General features: G+C 71.0%; 14 protein-coding genes and 1 pseudogene. 4 read left to right on the top strand and 11 right to left on the bottom strand.

Annotated features, from left to right (window positions below):
- Positions 1–97: pseudogene (locus ACFV9H_RS33255) on the top strand (hydroxylase); the annotation flags it as partial.
- 122 nt (positions 98–219) lie between these two features.
- On the opposite strand, the gene ACFV9H_RS33250 reads toward ACFV9H_RS33255, so the two are convergent.
- From ACFV9H_RS33250 to ACFV9H_RS33205, 10 genes are all read right to left on the bottom strand, one after another.
- A complete protein-coding gene (locus ACFV9H_RS33250; RefSeq protein ID WP_385405711.1) occupies positions 220–2,001 on the bottom strand; it encodes an IucA/IucC family protein in 1,782 nt (593 codons plus the stop codon).
- Positions 1,998–2,567: a GNAT family N-acetyltransferase gene (locus ACFV9H_RS33245; protein ID WP_385405708.1), complete on the bottom strand. Its 570-nt coding sequence runs from the start codon at positions 2,565–2,567 to the stop codon at positions 1,998–2,000. Before ACFV9H_RS33245 ends, ACFV9H_RS33250 begins: the two co-directional genes overlap by 4 nt.
- Positions 2,564–3,865 carry a lysine N(6)-hydroxylase/L-ornithine N(5)-oxygenase family protein gene (locus ACFV9H_RS33240; protein ID WP_385405705.1) on the bottom strand — a complete coding sequence of 434 codons (1,302 nt, stop codon included), beginning with the start codon at positions 3,863–3,865 and terminating at the stop codon, positions 2,564–2,566. The genes ACFV9H_RS33245 and ACFV9H_RS33240 overlap by 4 nt, the downstream gene beginning before the upstream one ends.
- Positions 3,849–5,339: a pyridoxal phosphate-dependent decarboxylase family protein gene (locus tag ACFV9H_RS33235; protein ID WP_385405702.1), complete on the bottom strand. Its 1,491-nt coding sequence runs from the start codon at positions 5,337–5,339 to the stop codon at positions 3,849–3,851. Before ACFV9H_RS33235 ends, ACFV9H_RS33240 begins: the two co-directional genes overlap by 17 nt.
- A gap of 142 nt (positions 5,340–5,481) precedes the next feature.
- Positions 5,482–6,384: a siderophore-interacting protein gene (locus ACFV9H_RS33230; RefSeq protein ID WP_385405699.1), complete on the bottom strand. Its 903-nt coding sequence runs from the start codon at positions 6,382–6,384 to the stop codon at positions 5,482–5,484.
- 64 nt (positions 6,385–6,448) lie between these two features.
- On the bottom strand, positions 6,449–7,492 hold the full coding sequence (locus ACFV9H_RS33225; RefSeq protein ID WP_385405697.1) for an ABC transporter substrate-binding protein: 1,044 nt from the start codon (positions 7,490–7,492) through the stop codon (positions 6,449–6,451).
- A 159-nt stretch (positions 7,493–7,651) separates the two neighbouring features.
- Positions 7,652–8,812 carry an acyl-CoA dehydrogenase family protein gene (locus ACFV9H_RS33220; RefSeq protein ID WP_385405694.1) on the bottom strand — a complete coding sequence of 387 codons (1,161 nt, stop codon included), beginning with the start codon at positions 8,810–8,812 and terminating at the stop codon, positions 7,652–7,654.
- Positions 8,813–8,819: 7 nt separating this feature from the next.
- Positions 8,820–9,752 (bottom strand): hydroxymethylglutaryl-CoA lyase, encoded by a 933-nt coding sequence (locus ACFV9H_RS33215; RefSeq protein ID WP_385405691.1) that lies wholly within the window; start codon positions 9,750–9,752, stop codon positions 8,820–8,822.
- Positions 9,749–11,833, bottom strand: a complete 2,085-nt coding sequence (locus tag ACFV9H_RS33210; protein WP_385405689.1) for an acetyl-CoA carboxylase biotin carboxylase subunit — start codon at positions 11,831–11,833, stop codon at positions 9,749–9,751. The genes ACFV9H_RS33215 and ACFV9H_RS33210 overlap by 4 nt, the downstream gene beginning before the upstream one ends.
- Before the next feature lie 16 nt (positions 11,834–11,849).
- Positions 11,850–13,466: a carboxyl transferase domain-containing protein gene (locus ACFV9H_RS33205; RefSeq protein WP_385405686.1), complete on the bottom strand. Its 1,617-nt coding sequence runs from the start codon at positions 13,464–13,466 to the stop codon at positions 11,850–11,852.
- A gap of 108 nt (positions 13,467–13,574) precedes the next feature.
- On the opposite strand from ACFV9H_RS33205, the gene ACFV9H_RS33200 reads away from it, so the two are divergent.
- From ACFV9H_RS33200 to ACFV9H_RS33190, 3 genes are all read left to right on the top strand, one after another.
- Entirely contained in the window at positions 13,575–14,153 is a 579-nt protein-coding gene (locus ACFV9H_RS33200; RefSeq protein WP_385405683.1) for a TetR/AcrR family transcriptional regulator, read from the top strand.
- A gap of 65 nt (positions 14,154–14,218) precedes the next feature.
- A complete protein-coding gene (locus ACFV9H_RS33195) occupies positions 14,219–15,046 on the top strand; it encodes a phosphatase (protein WP_385405680.1) in 828 nt (275 codons plus the stop codon).
- Between the two features lie 210 nt (positions 15,047–15,256).
- Positions 15,257–16,072 (top strand): DUF4253 domain-containing protein, encoded by an 816-nt coding sequence (locus tag ACFV9H_RS33190; protein ID WP_385405677.1) that lies wholly within the window; start codon positions 15,257–15,259, stop codon positions 16,070–16,072.
- Positions 16,073–16,085: 13 nt separating this feature from the next.
- Here ACFV9H_RS33190 and ACFV9H_RS33185 read toward each other — a convergent pair whose 3' ends face one another.
- The gene (locus ACFV9H_RS33185) at positions 16,086–16,964 is read right to left on the bottom strand and encodes an acyl-CoA thioesterase (protein ID WP_385405675.1); all 879 of its coding nucleotides are present in this window, start codon (positions 16,962–16,964) and stop codon (positions 16,086–16,088) included.
- Positions 16,965–16,985 lie beyond the last annotated feature (21 nt).

Genomic DNA, 16,985 nt, shown 5'->3' with positions numbered 1-16,985 from the left:
CACCGTCGAGCGGGTCACCGGCCGCCCGGCGCGCACGTTCGCCCAGTGGGCCGCCGAACACGCCGCACGCTTCCGCGCCCCGGGCCCCACCGGCTAGCGGGCCGGCGCCCGCAGTCGCTGGGAGGAACCGGCGGACTCCAGGGCCGGGCAGGCGGTCGAGGGACCATCCCCCAGCCTTCGGCCGGGGGGACCCCCAGAGCCGCCTGCCCGACCCCCTGATCACCGCTGGGCGAAGGCCGCGACGGGGTTCTTGAGGGTGCCGATCAGCTGGAGTGCCGCGGACGGGTCGGCGAGGTCGACCATCTGCTTGTTGTCGCGCAGCTGGAGGCGGTTCAGGCAGGACAGCTGGAACTCCTCCGCGAACAGGTCGTAGCGGGCGAAGCGCTCCGCCAGGGCCGGGACGGAGTCCTGGTAGTCGTGGGCGCAGTCCGCCACGGCCTTCCAGAAGGTGTCTTCCTCGCAGATGCCTTCCGAGACCAGGATCGAGTTCAGGAAGCGGAAGAAGCAGTCGAAGACGTCGGTGAAGATCGACAGGAGCTTCATGTCCTCCGGGATGTCCGCCCGGACCCGCTCCACCGCCGGCGGCAGCACCGCGTCCGGGTCCATGACCACGATCTCCTCGGCGATGTCCTTGAAGATCGCCCGCTGCACGACACCGTCCCGGATGACCAGGATGGTGTTCTCGCCGTGCGGCATGTACGCGAGGTCGTACTGGTAGAAGCAGTGCAGGAGGGGGAGGAGGTAGGCGCGGAGGTAGGGCTTCAGCCATTCCCTGGGGGTGAGGCCCGATTCGGCGATGAGCGCGCCCACGAAGGACTTGCCCTCCTCGTCCACGTGGAGGAGGGAGGCCATCGTCGCCAGGCGTTCGCCTTCGCCGAGCGAGGACACCGGGGACTCGCGCCACAGCGCGGCCAGCATCTTGCGGTACGGCGAGTAGCGGTCCGTCGCGCGTTCGTACTGGCGGTGGTGGTATCCGATCGCCGCGCGCTCGCGGATGATCGAGAAGTCGACGGACCGGAGGACCTCGTCCGACTCGATCAGGCGGTGCAGCCAGTCGTTGATGGCCGGGGTGGCCTCCATGTAGGCGGCGGAGAGGCCGCGCATGAAGCCCATGTTGAGGACTGAGATCGCCGTTTTGACGTAGTGCTTGGTGGGGGTCGTGGTGTTGAAGAAGGTACGGATCGACTGCTGGGCGAGGTAGGCGTCCTCGCCTTCGCCCAGCAGCACCAGGCGGCGGTTGGCGATCTCGGCGGCGAAGGTGACCGTCGTCTTGTTCCACCACTGCCACGGGTGCACCGGGAACAGGTGGTAGTCCGCCGGGTCCAGGCCCAGGGCGGCGAGCTTGGCCGCGAAGCCGGCGATGGCGGCCTCGCCCAGCTCCTCGCGCATGAACGAGTCGTGGTCCAGGCCCGCGCCCGCCGTGAAGGTGGACACGTCCTTGTGGGCAGCCACCCACACCAGGTGGACGGGGCTCGCCGTCTCCGGGGCGTACGAGAGGTACTCGTGCACGCCGAACCCGAGGCGGCCGTTGTTGGCGACGAAGCACGGGTGGCCCTCGGTCATGCCCGTTTCGACGTCCTGGAAGGAGGACTTCGCCAGGACGGCCGAGGAGAGCTGCGGCTTCGTGTACTTGAAGCCCGAGCCGGCCAGGGTGGAGGAGATCTCCTCCAGGTAGACCGGGAGGACCTCCGCGCTCAGGCCCAGGGCCTGCCGGAGCTCGATGTGGAAGTCCAGGGCGTCCAGCGGAAGCTCGGAGCCGCCGCTGTGGCGGGTGATCGAGGACTCGTCCACCGCCCAGTGGTCCAGGGCGTGGAGCTCGGCGCGGAACCGGTACTCGACCGTGCCGTCGTCGCTCCGGACCGAGTACCGGGAATCCCCGAGAGGAGCGGGGGTCAGCAGGCGTTCGTGCGAGAACTCCGCGAGGGCCTTGCGGACCAGGGCGCGGTTGGCCCGGGCCCACAGCTCCGGCGAGAGGTGGGAAACGGCGTCGGCGAGGCTCATATCGTGGCCGCCTCGAACTGGGCGCGGGTGCAGAAGCTGAGGAGGGCTTCCTTCTCGGGCTTCTGGATCGGGCCGTCGGGCACGAAGCCGACGGCCTCGTTGAGGGCGTGGACGGCCGTGTTGCGGACGTCCGGTTCGACGACGACGCGCTGCGTCGCCGGGTCCGCGAAGAGGGCGGACATGACCGTGGTGATCACCGCGCGGGTGAAGCCGGCGATCGGGGATTCGGTGGGCGCCACCAGGAAGTGCATGCCGACGTCCCCGGGCTGGGCGTCGTACAGGCCGACCAGTTCGAGCTCCGACGGGTCGTAGCTCTCCATCAGGAAGGCGGGGCGGCCCTCGTGGAGGCCGATGAAGGCCTGGTGGTGCTCGGCCGCGGCGATGCGCATGTACTCGCGCTCGACGTCCGGGAGGGAGGCGTCCTGCATCATCCAGAAGCCGGCTTTGGGGTGCGTGACCCAGCCGTGCAGCAACTCCGCGTCCGCGAAGGGGTCCAGCGGGCGGATGGAGAACGTCCCGAGCGCGGGGTCCGTGCGGGTGAAGAGGATGTCCGTGGTGGTGCTCATGCGTGCGTGCCTTCCGGGACTGCGAACTGCTGGAACGCGATGGACTTCTCGACCTTGTAGTACTCGCGGCCGAGGAGCTCGCCGATGATGTACGCGTTGCGGTACGCGGCCATGCCCAGGTCGGGCGAGGTGAGGGAGTGGTTGTGCGTGGTGCCGTTCTGGAGGAAGATCCCGCGGCCCGTGGTGTCCACGCTGTAGTTGCGGGCGGCGTCCAGGCGGCCGTGGCCGTCGAAGACCAGACGGTCGTGGACGGGGGTGAGGAAGTCCGGGATGCGGTACTTGTAGCCCGTGGCCAGGACCAGGCCCTCCGAGGTGAGGGAGAAGTCCCGCTCCTGCTCCTCCTGGCGCAGACCCAGGGTGTACGTGCCCGTGGTGGTGTCGTACGCCGTGGAGTCCAGGGAGGTGTTGGTGAGGAGCGTGGTCGGCACCGCGCCCGGCATGGTGATCTTCTTCTGGTAGAGCAGGTCGAAGATGGCGTTGATGAGTTCGCCGTCGATGCCCTTGAAGAGGTTCTTCTGCTGGGTTTCCAGGCGGTACCGGGTCTCCTCGGGGAGCGCGTGGAAGTAGTCCACGTACTCCGGTGAGGTCATCTCCAGCGTCAGCTTCGTGTATTCGAGGGGGAAGAAGCGCGGGGAGCGGGTCACCCAGTTGAGCTGGTAGCCGTGTACGTCGATCTCCGCGAGGAGGTCGTAGTAGATCTCGGCGGCGCTCTGGCCGGAGCCGACCAGGGTGATGGAGTTCTTCTTCTGGAGCTCCGCCTTGTGCTGCATGTACGCGGAGTTGTGCAGGAAGTCGCCGCCCAGACCGGCGCAGGACTCGGGCAGGTGCGGCGGGGTGCCGGTGCCCAGGACCAGGCGGCGGGCGACGTGGGTCTCGCCCTTGTCGGTGTGGACCTCGTACAGGCCGGCCCGCTCGTCGTACGTGACGTCGGTGACGGAGGTGGAGTACAGGACGTTGTCGAGCCGGTCGGCGGCCCAGCGGCAGTAGTCGTTGTACTCGGCCCGCAGCGGGTAGAAGTTCTCCCGGATGTAGAAGGAGTACAGCCGGTCCCTGTCCTTCAGGTAGTTCAGGAAGGAGAAGGGCGAGGTCGGGTCGGCGAGGGTGACCAGGTCCGACATGAACGGCGTCTGCAGGTGCGCGCCGTCCAGGAACATTCCGGCGTGCCACTCGAAGTGCGGCTTCGACTCGATGAACAGGCCGTCGAGCTCGTCGATCGGGGCGGTCAGGCAGGCGAGTCCCAGGTTGAAGGGACCGAGGCCGATTCCGATGAAGTCGTGGGGCTTAACGGTGGACGGCAAGGGAGTCTCCCAGGAACTGCGCGGCGTGGGTGGCGAGGAGGTCGAGGACGGCGGTGATGTCGGCCGTCGTGGTCTGCGGGTTGAGGAGGGTGAACTTCAGGTACTGGTCCCCGTCCACCTTGGTGCCGGCGACGACGGCCTCACCGGAGGCGAACAGGGCCTTACGGGCGTGCAGGTTCGCCTCGTCGATCAGGTCCGGGCGGACCTCGCCGTCGGGGACGTAGCGGAAGACCAGGGTGGAGATCTGCGGGCGGACGACGACCTCGAAGCGCGGGTCGGCGGCGATGATCTCGTAGCCCGCGGTGGCCAGGTCGACGACCTCGTCGAAGAGCGAGCCGACGCCGTCGGCGCCCATGACGCGCAGGGTCATCCAGAGCTTGAGGGCGTCGAAGCGGCGCGTGGTCTGGATGGACTTGTCGACCTGGTTGGGGATGCGCTCCTCGGCCATCCGGCGCGGGTTGAGGTAGTCCGCGTGGTACGTGGCGTGCTTGAGGGTGTCGCGGTCGCGGACGAGGACCGCGCTGGAGCTGACCGGCTGGAAGAACGACTTGTGGTAGTCGACCGTGACCGAGTCGGCGTGCTCGATGCCGTCGAGGAGGTGCCGGCGGGTGGGGGAGACCAGCAGTCCGCAGCCGTACGCGGCGTCCACGTGCATCCACGCGGAGTGCTCGGCGGCCAGCTGGGCGATCTCGGGGAGCGGGTCGATGGACCCGAAGTCGGTGGTGCCGGCGGTGGCGACGACGGCCATGGGGAACAGGCCCTCGGCGGCGCAGGCTTCCAGCTCCAGGGCGAGGAGCGAGGTGTCCATGCGGCGCTTGCGGTCGACCGGGACGGCGATGACGGCCTCGTAGCCGAGTCCGAGCATGGCGGCCGACTTCTTCACGCTGAAGTGGCCGGCCTCGGAGGTGAAGATGCGCAGCTTCGGGAGCAGCTCGGCCTTGGTGAGCTCGCGGCCTTCGTCCAGCGCCCGCTTCATGACGATGCGGCAGGCCTCGTCGCGGGCGAGGAGCAGCGCGTGGAAGTTGGACTGGCTGCCGCCGGAGGTGAAGATGCCGTCCGCGGCCGGCCCGAGGCCGATGCGCCGGGCGGTCCAGTCGATGAGGCGGCGCTCGATGAGCGTGCCGCCGATGGACTGGTCCCAGGTGTCGAGGGAGGAGTTGACGGCCGAGAGGACGGCCTCGCCGAGCACCGCCGGGATGACGACCGGGCAGTTGAGGTGGCCGAGGTAGCGCGGGTGGTGGAAGTACACCGCGTCGCGCAGGTACACGTCCTCCAGCTCGTCGAGTGCGGCGGCCGGGTCTTCGAGCGGCTTGTCCAGGTCGATCGCGTTGATGACCGGGGCGAGTTCGTCGACCGAGATGCCGGTGTGCGGCCGCTGCGTGCCCGCGAGTTTGGCGGCGACGCGTTCGACTCCCTCGGTGACGGAACGCCGGTAGAGGTCCGCGGTCGTCTCATTCAGCAGATGCGAGCGCATCAACTTTCCTCCGGGCAGGGGGGCGGGGGGTGGGGTGTTGAAGTTAGGTTAGCCTAACCTAACTTGAATGTGCAAAGAGAGATGGGCCCCGGCCGGAAGCCGGGGCCCATCTCTCAAATGCCCTGCAAATGACGCGAGTTGACTACAGCTCGGAGGTCGGCTCCTCGCTGGGGGCCTGCCCCGCGTACGCCTCGGCGAGGAGCTGTTCCTCGCTCGCGCCGAGCCGCCAATAGCCGGTGAAACGCACCGAACGGCGGTCGACGGATCGTTCCTGCACGAAGTGGCGGCGCGTCGCGCGCACGGTGCCCGCCTCGCCCGCGAGCCAGACGTACGGGGCTTCGGCGGTGGCGGGTTCAGCTGCGCGCAGCGCGCTCAGCACCTGCTCGGTGCGGTCGCGGCCGTCACCCTCGCGCACGATCCAGGTGATGTCGGCATCGGCGGGCGCCGGCAACGGCAGCCGGTCGTCCTCGTGCGGCACTTCGAACCAGGCCCGGACCGCCGTCCCGGCCGGCAGCCGCTCCAGGATCGCGGCCGCGGCCGGCAGAGCCGTCTCGTCCGCGTACATCCAGATCGCGTCGGCGGCCGGCGACGGCTGGAACCGTACGGACTTGTTCTCCGCGACGGCCGGGCCGATCGCCATGATCCGGCGGCCGGTCACGGCCCGCCCGGCCCAGCGGGAGGCCGGGGACGCGTCCCCGTGGAGGACGAAGTCGATGTCGACCTCGTCGGCGCCCTCCGTCGTACGGCGCTGTTCGCGCACGGTGTAGGACCGCATCACCGGACGCTCCTCGTCCGGCATCCCGCGCCAGGCACCGAACCAGGTGTCCTCGTCCGTGGACGGGAGCACGGTGTGCTCCTGGCCGTCGGGCGGCAGGAAGAGCGAGAGGCTCTGGTCGAAACCGCCCGAGCGGAAGTCCTTGAGGGACTCACCGCCGAACGTGACGCGCAGGAACGAGTGGCCGAGGCGGCGGGTGCGCAGCACTTCGAGCTCGAAGAAGCGGAAGTGGGCGATGGCCGGGGCGTCGTCGGACGCGGTGGCGGTCATGCGGTGAGTTCCCCCTGGAGTGGTCACCGGCGGCGCGGGGCGCCGCCGGTGGGGTTCAACTGGTTCAGCTGACCTTCTTGGCGTTCTGGATGGACTTCGCGAGGTCCTCCAGGATCTGCGCGCACTTGGCGTACGAGTAGATCGGCTCGGTCACGCGCGGGGTGATCTGGCCGGCCTTGACGGCGGGCAGCTCGGCCCAGGTGGCCTTCGCCTTCAGCTCCTCCGGCTGCAGCGTGCCGGTGCGGTTGTCGAGCAGGACGACGTCGGCCTTGTACTTGCCGGCGTTCTCCCAGCTCAGGCTCTCGAAGAAGCCGCCCTCGTCCAGCTTCTCCGGGGTGACGAACTCGACGCCGAGGGACTTGAAGTACTTCAGGTCGGCCGAGGTGTCCGGGGTGGAGGCGTAGAACAGGTCGGCGGAGCCGGAGCCGGCGAGCACCTTGATTCCGGGGTTGGCCTTGGTGGCCTCGCGCACCTTGGCGGCGGCGGCCTCGAAGCGAGCCTTGGAGTCGACGGTGTTCTTGGCGTTCATGTCGGCGCCGAGGGACTTGGCGAGCTCCGCGGTGCGCTCCAGCGCCTTGTCGAGGGTGGCGTCGCCGCCCACGGAGACGGCGGCGGCCGGGGCCAGCTTCAGGATCTTGTCCTTGGAGGCCTCCGGCACGTACCAGTAGCTGCCGTCCCAGGTGTTGGTGAGCAGCACGTCGGGCTGGAGGGCGGCGTACTTCTCGACGTTGAACTCGTCGTAGACGTTGCCGAGGATCTCCACCTTCGAGATGTCCATCGAGCCGGCCTGGACGTCGGGCTTGCCGTCGGCGGTCTTGGTCGGGCCGAAGACGCCCTTGACCGGGATGCCGTAGTCGTACAGCGCGGCGGCGGTGCCGGTGAAGGCGACGATGTTCTTCGGCTTCGACTTGGTGCTGACCTCCTTCTTGGAGGCGTCGTCCATGAAGGTCCAGGCGCCCGAAGCCGCGGAGCTCTTGTCCGAGCCGCCGTCACCCTTCTTCGCCGAGTCGGTGCCACCGCACGCGGCGAGCGCCGCGACCAGGCCGAGGGCGCCGCCGGCCGCGATGATGCCGCGACGGGTGAAGGGGGAGGTGCGGGACTTGGGCATGTCGGTGTCCGATTTCGTGCGTGCCGGTGGCCACTGGGCCGTTCGGAGGGAAGGTTAGCCTAACCTTGGCTGAAGTTGGTAAGGGGGGCCTAACTTTCTCCGGGAACGCGAGAGCGGCCCGCGTAGGGGGACGCGGGCCGCTCTGAAACGGGGGCGGGATCAGCCGTTGAAGCCCAGCTCACGGGCGATCAGCATGCGCTGCACCTCGCTCGTGCCCTCGCCGATCTCCAGGATCTTCGAGTCCCGCCACATGCGCGCCACGGGGTACTCGTTCATGAATCCGTAGCCGCCGTGGATCTGGGTCGCCTCACGGGCGTTGTCGACGGCGACCGTCGAGGAGTACAGCTTGGCGATCGCCGCCTCCTTCTTGAACGGCTCCCCGAGCACCAGGCGCGAGGCCGCGTCGCGCCAGCCGATGCGCGCCATGTGGGCACGCATCTCCATGTCGGCCAGCTTGAACTGGATCGCCTGGTTGTCGCCGATCGCCTTGCCGAAGGCGTGCCGCTCCTTCGCGTACTTCACCGACTCGTCCACGCAGCCCTGCGCGAGGCCGGTGGCCAGCGCCGAGATGGCGATCCGGCCCTCGTCCAGGATCCGCAGGAACTGCGCGTAGCCGCGGCCCTCCTCGCCGACGAGGTTCGAGAGCGGGACCCGTACGTCGTCGAAGGACAGCTCACGGGTGTCCGAGGAGTTCCAGCCCACCTTGGAGTAAGGGGCGGCCACCGTGAAGCCCGGCGTGCCGGACGGGACGATGATCGAGGAGATCTCCGGGCGGCCGTCCGCCTTGCGGCCCGTCACGGCGGTGACGGTGACCAGGCCGGTGATGTCCGTACCGGAGTTGGTGATGAAGCACTTCGAGCCGTTGATCACCCACTCGTCGCCCTCGCGGACGGCGGTGGTGCGGGTGCCGCCCGCGTCCGAGCCCGCGCCGGGCTCGGTCAGGCCGAAGGCGCCGAGGATCTCGCCGGAGCACATCTTCGGCAGCCACTGCCGCTTCTGCTCCTCGGAGCCGAAGAGGTAGATCGGCATGGCGCCGAGGGAGACGCCCGCCTCCAGGGTGATGGCGACCGAGGAGTCGACACGGGCCAGCTCCTCCAGGGCGATGCCGAGGGCGAGGTAGTCGCCCCCCATGCCGCCGTACTCCTCCGGGAAGGGCAGGCCGAACAGGCCCATGCGGCCCATCTCGGCGACGATTTCGTAGGGGAACTCGTGCCGCTCGTACAGGTCGCCGATCTTCGGCGCGATCACGTCGTGCGCGAACGCCTCGACGGTGCGGCGGAGTTCCTCGTGCTCGGGGGTGAGCCGGTGGTCGAGGGACATGGTGTGACTACTCCTTGTGGGAGAGGGCGCGGACGGTACGGGAGGGGCTGGGGCGTCCCAGCTGTTCGGCCATCCACACGCTTGTGGCGGTGAGGGCGGCCAGATCGACCCCGGTCTCGATGCCGAGGCCGTCGAGCATCCACACCAGGTCCTCGGTGGCGAGGTTGCCGGTGGCGCTCTTCGCGTACGGGCATCCGCCGAGGCCGCCTGCGGAGGCGTCGACGGTGGTCACGCCGTGCTGGAGCGCGGCGAGGGTGTTGGACAGGGCCTGGCCGTAGGTGTCGTGGAAGTGCACGCCGATGCGGTCGGTGGCGACGCCTCGTTCGTTCAGGCCGGTGAGCAGTTCGCGGACGTGGCCCGGGGTGGCCACGCCGATGGTGTCGCCGAGGCTCAGCTCGTCGCAGCCGAGGTCGAGCAGGGAGGCGGCAACGGAGACCACCTGGGGGATCGGGACGGGGCCCTCCCAGGGGTCGCCGAAGCACATGGAGAGGTAGCCGCGGACGTGCGCCTTCTCCTGCTTGGCGCGCGCGACGACCGGCTCGAACATGGCGAGGGACTCGGCGACGGTCCGGTTCAGGTTCCGCGAGGCGAAGGTCTCGGTGGCCGACCCGAAGACCGCGATGCGGGTGGCCCCGAGGGCGAGCGCGCGATCCAGGCCGCGCTCGTTCGGCACGAGGACTGGGAGGTCGGCCTCCACATCGGCGAGCAACGGGAACAGCTGCTCGGCGTCGGCCAGTTGGGGCACCCACTTGGGGTGCACGAAGCTGGTCGCCTCGATGGTGGTCAGCCCGGCGGCGGCGAGGCGGCGGACGAACTCCGCCTTGACCTCCGTGGGTACGGCCGACTTCTCGTTCTGGAGCCCGTCACGGGCCCCGACCTCGTGGATCCGGACCCGGGGCGGGAGACCGGGGGCCGGAACGGTCATGGGCAGCCCGCTCATTCGCCCGCCTCCTCTGCCGGGGTGACGACGGCCAGGACCTGGTCCATGGCCACGGTGCTGCCGGGGGTCACGTCGAGCTCGGTGACGGTGCCGGCGTGCGGGGCGGAGATGACGTGCTCCATCTTCATCGCCTCGACGACGAGCAGGCTCTGACCGGCGGTCACCTCGTCCCCGACGGCCACCTTGACGACCGTGACGGTGCCGGGCATGGGAGCCGCGAGGGTGTTGGCGCCGACCCTGCCGGCGCCGCTGAGGTTGGCCACCACTGGGTCGTACGTCTGCACGTGCCAGGAGTCCGCGTCGCGGCCGAGCCAGGTCCCCTCCGGGGAGGTGGCGTGGCTGAAGCGGTGGGTGACGCCGTCGAGTTCGATCGTCAGGTGGTCGCTGGTGCGGGCCACGATCCGGGCGCGGGCCGGTGCGCTGGGGCTCTGCCCCAGACCCCGCGCCTCAATCGTCGGCGAGGCTGGGTTTGGTGCGGCGCCGCTGTCGACTGCGTCCAGCAGGACTTCCTGCTCAGTGCCTCGCTGCCGGGTGCGGATGGTGACCGGGTCCTGGCCTGGGAGCCGGAAGTGGTGCACCGTCCAGGTGGGAGTCCCGCCGAGCCGCCAGCCGTCGGCGGCGTCGAACGGGTCGACCCAACCCGCAGTCCCACTCAGCCCCGCCGGCGTTTGAGGCGCCGCCTTCAGCAGCGCCGCCGCCGCGTACACCTCGGCAGGCACGCCCTCCGGCAGCAGGGTGGGGAGGTCGCGCTCGACCAGGCCCGTGTCCAGGTCGCCGGATACGACGTCCGGGTGGGCCAGCAGCCTCCGGAGGAAACCGGCATTGGTCTGGACGCCCAGGATCACCGTGTCCGCGAGGGCGGCCCGCAGCATGCGCAGGGCGGTCGGGCGGTCGGGGCCGTGGACGATGACCTTCGACAGCATCGGGTCGTACGTCGAGCCAACCGGAACACCCGCCGTCAGGCCGGAGTCGGTGCGCACCGCCCCGCCGTTCGGCTCCGACAGGGCCAGCACGGTTCCGCCGGACGGCAGGAACCCGCGCGCCGGGTCCTCCGCGCAGACGCGGGCCTCGATCGCGTGTCCGGTCAGCCGGATCTCGTCCTGGGTGACGGGCAGGGCCTCGCCGGAGGCGACCCGGAGCTGCTGCTCCACCAGGTCCAGGCCCGTGATCAGCTCGGTCACCGGGTGCTCGACCTGGAGGCGGGTGTTCATCTCCATGAAGTAGTACGAGGACGGGTCTCCGCCCGGGACGATGAACTCCACGGTGCCCGCGCCGACGTACCCGCACGAGCGGGCCGCGTCGACGGCCGCCGCGCCCATCGCGGCGCGGGTCTTCTCGTCGAGCAGCACCGAGGGGGCCTCCTCGATGACCTTCTGGTGCCGGCGCTGCAGCGAGCACTCGCGCTCGCCCAGGTGGATCACGTTCCCGTGGGAGTCCGCCAGCACCTGGATCTCGATGTGCCGGGGCCGGTCCACCCAGCGCTCCACCAGCAGGGTGTCGTCGCCGAAGGAGGACCGCGCCTCGCGGCGGGCCGCCGCGATCTCCTCGGCCAGCACCGCCTCGTCGCGTACGAGCCGCATGCCCTTGCCGCCGCCGCCCGCCGAGGGCTTCAGCAGCACCGGCATGCCGATCTCCGAGGCGGCCGCGACCAGTTCGGCGTCGGACAGGCCGCTGCCCGAGGAGCCGGGGACCACGGGCACGCCCGCAGCCTTCACCGTCTCCTTCGCGCGGATCTTGTCGCCCATCAGGGAGATCGCGGAGGCCGGCGGCCCGATGAACGCCAGTCCGGCGTCCGCGCAGGCCTGGGCGAAGGCCGCGTTCTCGGCGAGGAAGCCGTAGCCCGGGTGCACGGCCTCGGCGCCCGTCCGCTTCGCGGCATCCAGCAGGCGCTCCACCGACAGGTAGCTCTCGGCGGCGGCCGCCGGGCCGATCCGGACGGCCGTGTCGGCCTCCCGTACGTGACGCGCGTCGGCGTCGGCGTCGCTGAAGACGGCCACGGAGCGGATGCCGAGCTCCCGCAGGGTGCGGATGACCCGGACCGCGATCTCGCCGCGGTTCGCGACCAGAACAGTGCTGAACATCAGTGAGGTCCTCACGTCACATACGGAAGATGCCGAAGCCCGAGTCGCCCAGCGGGGCGTTCGCGCACGCGGTCAGGGCCAGTCCCAGCACCTGCCGGGTCTCCATCGGGTCGATGACCCCGTCGTCCCACAGTCGCGCCGTGGCGTAGTAGGCGTTGCCCTGTTCCTCGTACTGCGCGCGGACCGGGGCCTTGAAGGCCTCCTCGTCCTCGGCCGGCCACTCCTGGCCCGCGCCCTCGATCTGGTCGCGCTTGACCGTGGCCAGGACGGAGGCCGCCTGCTCCCCGCCCATCACGGAGATCTTGGCGTTGGGCCACATCCACAGGAAGCGCGGCGAGTACGCCCGGCCGCACATCGAGTAGTTGCCGGCGCCGTACGAGCCGCCGACCACCACGGTGAGCTTCGGCACCCGGGTGCAGGCCACGGCGGTGACCATCTTGGCGCCGTGCTTGGCGATGCCGCCGGCCTCGTAGTCCCGGCCGACCATGAAGCCCGAGATGTTCTGGAGGAAGAGGAGCGGGATGCCGCGCTGGTCGCACAGCTCGATGAAGTGGGCGCCCTTCTGCGCGGATTCGGAGAAGAGGATGCCGTTGTTGGCGACGATGCCGACCGGGTGGCCGTGGATCCGGGCGAAGCCGGTGACCAGCGTCTGCCCGTACTCCGCCTTGAACTCCTGGAAGCGGGAGCCGTCCACGATCCGCGCGATGATCTCGCGGGCGTCGTAGGGGGTGCGCGAGTCGACGGGGACCGCGCCGTACAGCCCGTACGGGTCCACCTTCGGCTCTTCCGGCGCCTCGACCGACCAGGGCAGCGCCCCGCGGTCGGGCAGGGTCGCCACGATGTTCCGTACGATCCGCAGCGCGTGCGCGTCGTCCTCCGCGAGGTGGTCCGTCACGCCCGAGACCCGGGAGTGGACCTCGCCGCCGCCCAGCTCCTCGGCCGTGACCACCTCGCCGGTGGCGGCCTTCACCAGCGGCGGGCCGCCGAGGAAGATCGTGCCCTGGCCGCGGACGATGACGGCCTCGTCGCTCATCGCCGGGACGTACGCGCCGCCCGCCGTGCAGGAGCCGAGGACGGCCGCGATCTGCGGGATGCCGGCGCCCGACATGCGGGCCTGGTTGTAGAAGATGCGGCCGAAGTGCTCCCGGTCGGGGAAGACCTCGTCCTGCATGGGCAGGAAGGCGCCGCCCGAGTCGACCAGGTAGAGGCAGGGGAGACGGTTCTCCAGGGCCACCTCCTGGGCGCGCAGGTGCTTCTTCACGGTCATCGGGTAGTACGTGCCGCCCTTGACGGTGGCGTCGTTCGCGACGATCACGCACTCGCGCCCGCTGACCCGGCCGATGCCCGCGATGACCCCGGCGGCGGGGGCCGCGCCCCCGTACATTCCCTCGGCGGCCAACGGGGCCAGCTCCAGGAAGGGGGATCCGGGGTCGAGGAGGGTGTCCACGCGGTCGCGGGGGAGGAGCTTCCCGCGGGCGGTGTGGCGGGCGCGGGCCTTCTCACCGCCACCGAGGCGGGCCGCGTCCAGCCGGGCGCGCAGGCCCTCGGCGAGTTCGCGGTGGGCGGCCTCGTTGGTCCGCCAGGCCTCGGACGCCGGGTCCGCGGCGGTCGTCAGCACTGGTGCCTGCTGCATCGGTCGAGCTCCCTTGCTCGGTCCACACTGTGCACACTGTTAATGGTCGTTAACGTGTATGCGCCTTAGGTTAACGAGCGCTAACCGCCCTGTCTAGAATGGATTCCCATGAGCACCAGAGCGGCCGCCCCGACCCGACGCGAGCAGATCCTCAGTGAGGCCGCCCGCCTCTTCGCCGCGCGCGGATTCCACGGAGTCGGCGTCGACGAGATAGGGGCCGCGGTGGGCATCAGCGGCCCCGGCCTGTACCGGCACTTCGCGGGCAAGGACGCCATGCTCGCCGAGCTGCTCGTCGGCATCAGCGAGCGACTGCTGACGGGCGGGCGCCGCCGCGTCGAGGAAGCCGACGGGGATCCGGCGGCCCTGCTGTCCTCCCTCATCGACGGGCACATCGACTTCGCGCTCGACGACCGGGCGCTGATCACCCTGCACGACCGGGAGCTCGACCGGCTGCGGGAGGCCGACCGCAAGCTCGTCCGACAGCTCCAGCGCCAGTACGTCGAGCTGTGGGTGGACGTCGTACGCCGGCTGCACCCCGAGGTGGGCGAGGCCCAGGTGCGGGTCTCCGTGCATGCGGTCTTCGGCCTGCTGAACTCCACCCCGCACCTGGCGGCCCTCGGGCGGGAGGCGACGGAGTCACTGCTCCGGCGGCTCGCGCACGGGGCGTTCGGGGCGCTGTCGGCGTGAGCGGGCGGGCCGGCCCGTCCCGCCGATCGGGATGGACGCGGCGCCTCCGCCTGGGCGGCGGCAGAATGGCCCGTATGCCGAAGCCGATAGAGACGCCCGACCGATCTATTGAAACGCCGAGCCGCGCCGAGCTCATCGACCATCTGGTCCGCACGCGGATCGCGGGACAGGTCGCCACGCCGCGCGAGAACAACCTCTCCCACTACAGGAAGCTCGCCAACGGCGACCGGCACTACTGGCTCGGCCTGGAGCTGGGCGACCGCTGGACCGACGAGCAGGACGTATTGGCCGTGATGGCCGAGCGCGTCGGCGTCGTGGACGACCCGGCGCACCGCGCCGGCCAGGACACCATCGACCCCGAGCTGACCGTGGCCGGCCTGGACCGGATGGCCGCGCGGCTGCGGAAGGCGGCGCTGGACCGGCAGAGCGTGCTCTTCGCCACCGGGCACCCGGGCGGGCTGCTGGACGTCCACCGCGCGACGGCGGCGGCCCTGCGCGCCGCGGGCTGCGAGATCGTCGTCATCCCGGCCGGCCTGCTCGCGGACGAGGGCTCGGTGTGGCAGTTCGCGGACGTGGCCGTGCTGGAGCGGGGCGCGACGCTGTGGCACACCCATTCGCCGGAGCCGATGGCCGCGATCCTGGACGGGCTGGCGGCCGCCGGGCGGCCGCAGCCGGACCTGGTCGTCGCGGACCACGGGTGGGCGGGGTGCGCGGCGCAGCGCGGGCTGGACGCCGTGGGGTACGCCGACTGCAACGACCCGGCGCTGTTCCTCGGCGAGGCGGAGGGCACCCTCCAGGTGGTGGTCCCGCTGGACGACCACGTCCGCGACCCGCGGTTCTACGACCCGATGGTGGCGTACCTGCTGGCCACCGCCGGTCTGTCGGACGCGTAGCCCCTGCGCTGCGGCGCCGTGGCGCAAGCGCCCTCGGGCTGCGCCCGAGCTCCTGGGGCTCCGCCTTTGGCCGGCGGGCTGGGTTGCCCGGAGGGCGATTTCAGCCCCGCCGGCGATTGAGGCGCGGGGGTTCGGGGGCGGAGCCCCCGCAGCGGCGGCGCGCCCGATTCCGGAGCCACCGCTGTCAGTGGGGGCCGCTACCGTCGCGGCATGAGTGATGACCCGAATCCGTTGTCCGGGCTGGGCTCCGCGCCCCCCGGCCTGCCCCCGGGCAGACTCGTCAGTCGGCCGGTGCGGCGGCGCCGGATGCGGCGGGCGCGGCCCGAGCCGTTGCTGTGGCTGTCCGACGGGCCGGTCGACGCCCCCGCCGCCTCGTACCCCGCGCCGGCCGGGTTCCAGACCGTGCTGCTCCACGACCGGCACGGCCCGCAGGAGTGGTGGGACGACGCGGAGACCCTGGATCCGGACCGGACCTCCGACCCCGACGACCACCATGTCGAGCCGGTGCTGCGGGACTTCTGGGGCGCGGTGATTCCCGACCCCGAGGAGGGGGAGGAGGGCGCCGAGCTGATCGCCCCCTTCGGGCGGGACTGGCCGGGCCTCGCCGCGGCGGGAGTGCCCCTCGGAGACCCGGACGCGGGGGCCGACGTACTGGCCCGCGAGCTCATACGGGACGGCGTGCTCGGCCGGCCCCGCCTCGCCCTGGTTCCGGCCGGGCGCGGCGCCGACGTGCCCGCCGCGTTCGGCTGGTCCGGTCCGGTCAACCACGAGAACGACACGGCCCGGATCAGCGCGGTGCTGCGGTCCTGGGAGGACCGGTACGGCGCCCGGGTGCTCGCCCTGGGCTTCGCCACCCTCGACCTGTACGTCCCGGCTCCGCCCCGCACCCTCGTCGAGGCCCTGCCGGTGGCCGCCGAGCACTTCGCGTTCTGCCCGGACAACGTCTGGCAGGGCTCCGGCACCGTGCGCGACTACGCGGAGGAGGCGCTGGTCGGCTCGACGCACTGGTCGTTCTGGTGGGACTGACGACCTACGGGGATCAGGCGCGCGGTACGCGCACGACGCCTTCCTGGATGACGGTGACGGCGAGGCGTCCGTCCTGGGTCCAGATGCGGGCCTGGCCCAGGCCGCGGCCCGCCGCCGCGGACGGCGACTCCTGGTCGTACAGCAGCCATTCGTCGGCGCGGAACGGCCGGTGGAACCACATCGCGTGGTCCAGCGAGGCCCCGACCACGTCGCCGACCGCCCAGCCGCCCCGGCCGTGCGCGAGCAGCACCGAGTCGAGCAGGGTCATGTCGGAGACGTACGTGGCCAGGCAGGTGTGCAGCAGCGGGTCGTCGCTCTCCAGCTTGTCGGCCGTACGGAACCACACCTGCGTGTGCGGCTCGATGGGCTCGCCGACGCTGCCCCACGGCGGGGTCGTCGCGTACCGCAGGTCCACCGCGCCGCGCGCCTCGATCAGCCGCTCCACCACGCCGGGGTCGCGGAAGATCTCCCGGTACGCGGGCAGGGATTCCTCCGCCGTCGGCAGGGACTCCGGGTCCGGGGCGGCGGGCATGGCGGCCTGGTGGTCGAGGCCTTCCTCGTACGTCTGGAACGACGCGGAGAGGTGGAAGATCGGCTGGCCGTGCTGGACGGCGACGACCCGGCGGGTGGTGAAGGACCGCCCGTCGCGGATCCGGTCCACCGTGTAGACGATGGGCGCGCCCGTGTCGCCGGTGCGCAGGAAGTACGAGTGCAGCGAGTGCGCGGTGCGGTCCTCGGGCACGGTCCGGCCGGCCGCGACCAGCGCCTGGGCCGCGACCTGACCGCCGAAGACGCGCGGTACCAGCGAAGGACGGCTGGTACCGCGGAAGATGTTCTCCTCGATCTGCTCGAGGTCGAGCAGATCGAGGAGCGTCGTCAGTGCCTCGTTCATGGGGGAAGGGTAAGTGCCTTG

It is taken from the genome of Streptomyces sp. NPDC059874 (assembly GCF_042731135.1).
Taxonomy (GTDB): domain Bacteria; phylum Actinomycetota; class Actinomycetes; order Streptomycetales; family Streptomycetaceae; genus Streptomyces.
Note: the sequence above shows the minus strand (reverse complement) of the source record. Positions and strands in the feature narration are given on the sequence as shown.

Coding starts and splice junctions, on each gene's coding strand:
- ACFV9H_RS33225 (WP_385405697.1), bottom strand. CDS start 7,492: ATGCCCAAGTCCCGCACCTCCCCCTTCACCCGTCGCGGCATCATCGCG.
- ACFV9H_RS33205 (WP_385405686.1), bottom strand. CDS start 13,466: ATGCAGCAGGCACCAGTGCTGACGACCGCCGCGGACCCGGCGTCCGAG.
- ACFV9H_RS33190 (WP_385405677.1), top strand. CDS start 15,257: ATGAGTGATGACCCGAATCCGTTGTCCGGGCTGGGCTCCGCGCCCCCC.
- ACFV9H_RS33195 (WP_385405680.1), top strand. CDS start 14,219: ATGGCCCGTATGCCGAAGCCGATAGAGACGCCCGACCGATCTATTGAA.
- ACFV9H_RS33235 (WP_385405702.1), bottom strand. CDS start 5,339: ATGCGCTCGCATCTGCTGAATGAGACGACCGCGGACCTCTACCGGCGT.
- ACFV9H_RS33230 (WP_385405699.1), bottom strand. CDS start 6,384: ATGACCGCCACCGCGTCCGACGACGCCCCGGCCATCGCCCACTTCCGC.
- ACFV9H_RS33185 (WP_385405675.1), bottom strand. CDS start 16,964: ATGAACGAGGCACTGACGACGCTCCTCGATCTGCTCGACCTCGAGCAG.
- ACFV9H_RS33245 (WP_385405708.1), bottom strand. CDS start 2,567: ATGAGCACCACCACGGACATCCTCTTCACCCGCACGGACCCCGCGCTC.
- ACFV9H_RS33200 (WP_385405683.1), top strand. CDS start 13,575: ATGAGCACCAGAGCGGCCGCCCCGACCCGACGCGAGCAGATCCTCAGT.
- ACFV9H_RS33215 (WP_385405691.1), bottom strand. CDS start 9,752: ATGAGCGGGCTGCCCATGACCGTTCCGGCCCCCGGTCTCCCGCCCCGG.
- ACFV9H_RS33210 (WP_385405689.1), bottom strand. CDS start 11,833: ATGTTCAGCACTGTTCTGGTCGCGAACCGCGGCGAGATCGCGGTCCGG.
- ACFV9H_RS33220 (WP_385405694.1), bottom strand. CDS start 8,812: ATGTCCCTCGACCACCGGCTCACCCCCGAGCACGAGGAACTCCGCCGC.
- ACFV9H_RS33250 (WP_385405711.1), bottom strand. CDS start 2,001: ATGAGCCTCGCCGACGCCGTTTCCCACCTCTCGCCGGAGCTGTGGGCC.